The organism is Mycobacterium sp. TH-M11, from assembly GCF_057473725.1.
Window position 1 is genome coordinate 1 of record NZ_JBYCLD010000377.1, and the last position, 6,993, is coordinate 6,993.

Sequence of the window (6,993 nt, forward strand, 5' to 3'; positions counted from 1 at the left end):
ACGCTTTCGAGGACTGTCGCGGTGTGGTCGCGCGCGCCCAAGCCCCGCAGCATCGCACCCTGGAGCCCGCGGGCCATCAGCGGTCCATCGCCTCACGGAGGCTTCGGGGCCGCATGTCGGTCCAGTTCTCCTCCACGTAGGCAAGGCATTCCGCGCGTCCAGCCGCACCGAAGACCCTGCGCCAGCCGGCCGGTACGTCGGCAAACGTCGGCCACAGGCTGTGCTGTTCTTCGCCGTTGACGAGAACGACGAAGGTGCCGCCCTCGTCATCGAAGGGATTGGTGCTCATCATCTCTCCTGATCGATACCGGGTGGGTCGGGGAACTGGGATGGGAGCGGAGATCGGCGCCGAGCACCCGATCCGATAGCAGACCCAGGCAACTGAGGTTGGGAAAGCCGGGTCCCTGTTTGAGCCCGGCAAGGTTGGGCAGGAACAACTTCGGCCAAACGTCGATAACGGCCAGGTCGTGGCCAATGGCTTCCTGGACACGCCCTCCGGTCAGCGGGCCGCCCAGGCCCAGTTCCAGCAGGTCGAGTGCGTCCTGGCTGAACAGCGCGGTGAACCACAGCGGGTCGGCGCCCGACCCGTCGATCACCAGATCGAAACCGTGTACGGTTTCGGAATTTTCGCTACCCCGATTGGTGGCCAGCGTCAGCCTGATCTGTTCGTTACGACCCACCGCGTGCGCCACCCGCCCACGTAAGTGCCGGATCCGGTCGTCGGCCAGCAAAGCGTCCTGCACGTTGGCGGAGAACACCCCGCGGTCGGTTCGGGCGATCGCGTCGCGCCGCTCGTCGGCCGTTAGCGCGGTCCAGTCGCTGGGGTCGGAGAACAACGCATTCTCGAAGAAACTCTCGCCGCGGGTGAACAACGTCACCTGGGGTGAAATCACCGTGATGGTCGAAACCCGATGACGGAAAAGCTCGTTGAGCATCGCAGCGGCGGTCTCGCCGCCGCCGATGACCGCTACCCGCTCGGCGTCGATGCGGTCCTGTTGTCCGGCGCGGTGCCAGAACTGCGCGATCGAGAGCACCCGCGGATTGCCCGGCAGCAGCGAGCGCTCGGCTTGGCCGGGGCCGGTGATCATCAAACCGTCGGCGTACACGGTTGTTTCGTCGGCACGCAGCATCCACCGCTCACCGTCGACGGCGAGGCGGTCGACCTCGCCGTACACCACCGACATGCCGATCTCGTCGGCCACCCAACTCAGGTACTGACTCCACCGCCGATGGGTCGGCGCCGGCCGTCCGCGGTCAATCCACTGCGCGAACTGACCGGTGGCGATCAGATACGACTGCCAACTGTGCCGGATCATCCGCTCATCGAGTTCGGCGTTGCGGCGCGGAACCAGCGTCGAGCGGTACGGAAAGCCGACGTCCTTTTCCGGGCTGGTGCCCAGTCGCTGCGCACCATCGGTCCAGCCGCCACCGGCCTGCCAGTTGGCGCCGACCCCGGCCCGCTCGATCGCGACCACCTGCGGCGCCTCGACACCCATCTCACGCAGCACGTGCGCCTTGGCGGCCACCGCCACCGCTTTCACACCCGCGCCCAGCACGGCGAGCGTGGTCATACCACCATCTCTTCGATCGCCGTTGTCCACAGTTGTTGCAAAGCAACAATGTCCGACTCGCCGAGGATGTCGGGCAACGCGCGCCACTGGCTCACCAGCACCTGGTGTTCGCCGCTGCCGAGCACGGTGGCCACCAGGCTCAGCTCGTAACGGACCGCCAGATCGGGTTCCGGTAGCGGCGACACCCCGTTCAGCAGACTGCGGTCCAGCCACAGGCCGCTGGTGCCGCCGACATCGGCGCGGCCAAGGTAGTTCAACAGCAGCTGCGGCCCGCGGAAGGCGGCGAGGCGGCTGGCTGTGTCGTCGCACAGGTAGCGCAGCAGTCCGTAGTCGACACCGTCGCCGGGGATTGCTGTCAGTAGCTCGCGCACCCGTCGCGGGTCGTCGGTGTCGACGCGCAGCGGATAGATCGCGCTCAGCAGCCCAACGGTTTCGCTCGTATCGACCGTCTCGTCGAACAGCGCGTCGGCCCGGCCGTGGGTTTCCAGCGCGAGCAACGGCGGAGGTGTCGGCTGCCCGCGCTGTTGACGCCACCGGGTGATCATCCGCGACGCGGCGGCGATCAGGATGTCGAACACCGGCAGGCCGGATTTCAGCAGGCGGGCGGTGGCATCGACGTCGAGCATCGCCGTCCACACCAGCAGCCCGGCCGCGCGGTCACGGTCCGGCACCAACCGCCGCTGCCCCAGTTCGGGATCATCGCCGGCAACTTGCCTCGTCCAATATGGTTCGCTGTCAATCCCTTTCGCGCGTGCGGTCATCAGCTCCACCCAGCGTCGATAGCTGGTGTGCTCGCGCATCGGCGGCGGGGCGGCGTCGGCCATCCGGGCGTGCACAGCGGCGTCGAGTTCGCCGAGCACCACCTGCCAGGACGCCGGGTCCAGCGCCAGCACGTGGGCGGTCAGCACCAGCACGCTCTGGCCGGTCGGTGGCCGCAACCACACCGCCGCGAGCAGCTTTGCGCGCTCAGGATCGATACTGTCGATCGCTTGCGCGGTCTGGGCGACGACGGCGGACTCCAGGTCACCGGAAACCATTATCTCGGTGAGCATCTCACTCACAGGTTCGGCATGCAGCGTCATGGTCGCGCGGTCCAAACGGCTGCGCAGCACCTCGTGGCCGTCGACGATGGTCGCCAAGGCCGACCGTAGCTGCTCGCCGGTGACGCCGGCCGGCAACCGAATCGCTTCAGCCTGCGCCAGCCTGCGCGGCTCGCCGAATTCATAGAGCCAGTGCGCATTGGCCAGCAACGGTATCGGGCCGCTGCCAGCCTCGGTGTACGCCGCGGGCCGGCTCACCGCGGCCGCTTCGGTGTCGATGGCTGCGGCGAGTTCACGCACGCTGGTGCACTCCAGTATCAGTCTGGCGCGCAGCACAATACCACGACGACGGGCGGCCTGCACAACCGACAGCGCCACAATGCTGTCCAGTCCCAGCTCGAGAAAGTCCGCGTTCGGATCGATACTGGCGACGCGCAAGATCTCGGTCAGCACCTCGAGGAGCGCCGACTCGGTCTCGGTTTCGGGCCCGAGTCCGCCGAACTCGCGAGACGCGCCCGGATCCATTGCCGCCAAGGCGCTTTCGTCCAGCTTTCCGTTAGGGGTCAGCGGAATGCCTTCGACGATCACGATGCGCTGCGGAACCATGTACCGCGGCAGCCGGGCGACCAGCATCCGGCGCAGTTCGAGCACCGAGGGCGAAGTGCCCGCCACATACGCAATCAGCCGCGGTGCGCCGTGCTGCTCACCTACCAGCACGCGGGCCTGCCGTACGTCGGGGTGCGACTCGAGTACGACGGCGACCTCGCCCGGCTCCACCCGATGGCCGCGGATTTTCACCTGCGCGTCGGCTCGGCCCACGTAGTGCAGCGACCCGTCGGCATGCCGGCGCACCAAATCCCCGGTGCGGTACATCCGCATCCCCGCGACGAAGGGGTTGGCGACGAAGCGCTGCCCGGTTTCGGGGGCACGGCCCAGGTAGCCGCGGGCCAATTGCGCTCCGCCGAGGTACAACTCCCCCACCACGCCGCGCGGCACCGGGCGCAGCGCGGAGTCCAGCACGTAGCCGTGGGTGTGACCGGTCGGGTGCCCGATCGACGGTTCGACGTGGTGGTCGATGGCGGCCACGACCGCCTCGACGGTGGTCTCGGTGGGGCCGTAGCAGTTGAATGCCGTCATCCCGGTGCGGGCGCATTGGTCGCCAATGAACGACCAAGAGCTTCCGCCGAGCGCTTCGCCGCCGAGCGCGAGCACAGCCAGCGGGACGCGGGTCAGCAGTCCCGCCGACCGCAGTTGGGCAAACATCGACGGGGTGGTGTCGATCATGTCGACACCGTGCTCGGCGATGGCGGCGACCAAAGCCTCGGCATCCGTCTGAGTGTGTTCGTCGACGACGTGCACCGCGTGGCCGTCGAGCAGGGCGACCAGTGGCTGCCAGGCCGCGTCGAAGGCGAACGACCAGGCGTGCGCGATGCACAGCGGACGACCCAACCGGGCCGCCGCGGGTCGCAGCACACGCTCGAGGTGGTCGTCGGCGTAGGCTCCGACCGCTGCGTGAGTTCCGATGACGCCCTTAGGTTCTCCGGTGGTTCCCGACGTGAAGACCACATAGGCGGCGTGCGCGGGGTCGACCTCGACGGGCCGGAAGCGGCCGGGATCGTCCGCGTTGAAGCTGTCGTCGATCACGATCGTCGCGCCGCTTTGCCGCAGAATCGAATTCACCCGCTCCGCGGGCATCCCCGGTTCCAGGGGAACATACATCGCGCCGGCTTTCAGGGTCGCCAGGATCGCCACGACGTAGCGCGGGCCGCGGGAAAGCCGGATGGCCACCGGAGTTTCGGCGCCGACACCGCGTGCGGCGAGCGCGCCCGCAAGTCGGTTGGCGGCCTCGTCGAGTTCACCGTAGCTCAGCGTGCCGCCCGCCCACGTGACAGCCGGGCTGTCGGGTGTACGGGCAGCGACCGCGGCGAACCGTGTGTGAATCGCCTGGACGGTCGGCGTTTTCACTGGACTCGCGCCCGACGGGACGACCTCGTCGGCCAGCAGGACGCTGACGTCTCGCAGCGGACTGTCCCAATGCTGCAGCAGCCGGTCTGAGGTGACCAGGAGTCGTTCGCCGAGGGATTCGGCGGTGGTCGTCCCGATCGCGCCGTCGATGACCTCGACCATCAGGACCAGTCCCGCGTCGGCCAAGTGCGCGGCCAGCACGATCGGGAAGTGGGTGAGGCTTTCCACCGCAGCGGGTCGGAAGGTGACGCCGGTGCCGGCCAACTGGTCCCCGGCGGCCATGCCTCCGGTCGGGAAATTCTCGTAAACCAGCAAGGTGTCATACATCTCGCCGACGCCGCCGATGGCCCGCAGCTCGGCATGACCGAGGTGGCCGTGTTCGCGCAGTTTCGCCGAATCACGTTGCACCGCAGAGCACAACGCACCGACCGCGGCTGCCGGATCGAGGTGTACCCGCAGTGGGACGGTGTTGATGAACAGCCCGACCATGGTCTCAACACCGGTCAATTCGGCGGGCCGACCGGACACCGTGACCCCGAACACCACATCGTCGCGGTCGGTCAGGCGCGACACAATCAGCGCCCACGCCGTCTGCAACAGCGTGTTGAGTGTGATTCCGCGCGAGCGGGCACCGCTGATCAGCCGTTGCGTGGCCGCGCCGCCCCACTGCAACTCGGTGCGCTGCGGCAGCGTGGGCGCGCGCATGGTGTCTTCGGCGCCGAACGCGGCAGCCAGCAGCGTCGGGCCGGGCAGGCCGGCGAGGTGTTCACGCCAGACCCGTTGACTGGCTTCGTGATCGCGGCCGGCCAGCCAGCCGATGTAATCTCGGTAAGGCCGCGGCGCGCTCGGTAGCGCATCGAGATCCCCGCCAGCGCGGTACAGGGTCATCATCTCCGCGACGAACACCGGCAGCGACCAGCCGTCGATCACGATGTGGTGCGCGGTGATAACCAAACGCCACTGGGCCCTGGGTAATTCGATGAGCAGGAACCGAAGGGCCGGTAGCCGCTCGAGGTCGAATGGCCGTCGACGCTCGTCGCGTTCGATCGCCGCGATGTCGGCGTGGGTGGCCGTGAGATCGCGCCAGGGCAGATCGACTCGGGCCGGCACGATCTGGACCGGCCGCGCAATGCCGCGGCTGAAGAAACTCGCCCGTAAATTAGGATGGCGTACCAGCATCTTCGCCGCACAGTCACGGAGCAAAGCGACGTCGAGTGCGCCGGAGATGTCGGCGGCCATGCCGATCACGTACGGGTCGTCGGCAGGCTGGCCCGCGGTGAATTCAGCGAGGGCGGTGAGCGAGTACAGGCCCTCCTGAAGGGGACTCAGCGCCATCACGTCATCGATGTCGGGCGCGACGTCACCTTGGGCAGCCTGGGCCTCGGCGGCGATCATGTGATTCCGTCCCGCGACTTCGACCAAAGTTGCGTCACCGCGGCCAGGTCGGTCGCCGACAAGCCCGACGTTGTCATCGGCTCGAACCGGGTGTCCCGGTCGTCATCCGAACCGCCGGCATCAATCGCATCGACCGCGGCGGCGAGTTGCTCGACCGTCGGGTTCTCGAAAATCATCCGCGGGTTGACCGGCAGCCCAACCGCTCTGGCCCGTGCAGCCAACTGCACCGACAGAATGCTGTCGCCACCGAGCGCGAAGAAGTCGTCGCCTCGTCCGACCTGCGATGTGCACAGCAGGTCGGCGAAGACCGCGGCCAGCGCGCGTTCGGTGTCGGTGCGTGCCGGATCGGTGTGGCCGGCGGTGTTCACCGCGGGCCGCGGCAGCCCAGGCCGATTCAGCTTGCCCGACTCCGTCTTCGGCAACTGGTCGAGTACGGTCAGCGACGACGGCACCATGTAGCCGGGCAGAATCGTGCTGATCGCGGCCCGCACCGTCGCAGCGAACGCGGCCGGGTCGGCGACCGGCTGTTGCGGCACAACGTAACCGGCCAGACTGGTGCCGTCGGGTACCTCCCAGGTGCGCGCCGCGGCGGCAGCGACGCCATCGGCGGCGACCAGCGCGGCCTCGACTTCGGCGAGTTCGACCCGGAATCCGCGCACCTGCACTTGATGGTCGACACGGCCGGCGAACTCCAGCCGGCCGTCGTCAGCCCACCGGGCCAGGTCGCCGCTGCGGTACAACCGGCTGCCGGGTTCGGTGGCGAACGGGTTGGCGACGAAGCGTGTCGAGGTCAAGGCGGGCCGCCGCCAGTAGCCGCGGGCCAGTTGGTCACCGGCGTAATACAACTCGCCCACGACACCGACCGGAACCAGCCGCAGACCGTCGTCCAGCAGGTAGGCCTGCGCACCGGCCACCGGCGAGCCGACCAGCGGCGTCGGCATGCTCAGCGGTCCGCGCGACACCGCGCCGGAGGTCTCGGTCGAACCGATGTTGTTCAACAACTCTGGGCCCTGGCCGCCGGC

5 protein-coding genes are annotated in these 6,993 nt (G+C 68.3%); all 5 read right to left on the bottom strand.

What is annotated here, in order from left to right:
• Positions 1 to 77: hypothetical protein (locus AC2VOG_RS14970; protein WP_486940672.1), on the bottom strand; the 77-nt coding region annotated here is incomplete at its 3' end.
• Complete coding sequence (locus tag AC2VOG_RS14975) at positions 77 to 289, bottom strand: MbtH family protein (protein WP_486940668.1); 213 nt, start codon at positions 287 to 289, stop codon at positions 77 to 79. The genes AC2VOG_RS14970 and AC2VOG_RS14975, both read right to left, overlap by 1 nt.
• On the bottom strand, positions 267 to 1,571 hold the full coding sequence (gene mbtG, locus AC2VOG_RS14980) for an NADPH-dependent L-lysine N(6)-monooxygenase MbtG (RefSeq protein ID WP_486940669.1): 1,305 nt from the start codon (positions 1,569 to 1,571) through the stop codon (positions 267 to 269). The genes AC2VOG_RS14975 and mbtG overlap by 23 nt, the downstream gene beginning before the upstream one ends.
• Positions 1,568 to 5,971, bottom strand: coding sequence for an amino acid adenylation domain-containing protein (locus tag AC2VOG_RS14985; RefSeq protein ID WP_486940670.1), 4,404 nt, complete (start codon positions 5,969 to 5,971; stop codon positions 1,568 to 1,570). Before AC2VOG_RS14985 ends, mbtG begins: the two co-directional genes overlap by 4 nt.
• Positions 5,968 to 6,993: AMP-binding protein (locus tag AC2VOG_RS14990; protein WP_486940671.1), on the bottom strand; the 1,026-nt coding region annotated here is incomplete at its 5' end. The genes AC2VOG_RS14985 and AC2VOG_RS14990, both read right to left, overlap by 4 nt.

What these genes read in the sequence shown, in the direction of transcription:
- AC2VOG_RS14975 (WP_486940668.1), bottom strand. Translation starts at nt 289, where the DNA reads ATGAGCACCAATCCCTTCGATGACGAGGGCGGCACCTTCGTCGTTCTC.
- mbtG (WP_486940669.1), bottom strand. Translation starts at nt 1,571, where the DNA reads ATGACCACGCTCGCCGTGCTGGGCGCGGGTGTGAAAGCGGTGGCGGTG.
- AC2VOG_RS14985 (WP_486940670.1), bottom strand. Translation starts at nt 5,971, where the DNA reads ATGATCGCCGCCGAGGCCCAGGCTGCCCAAGGTGACGTCGCGCCCGAC.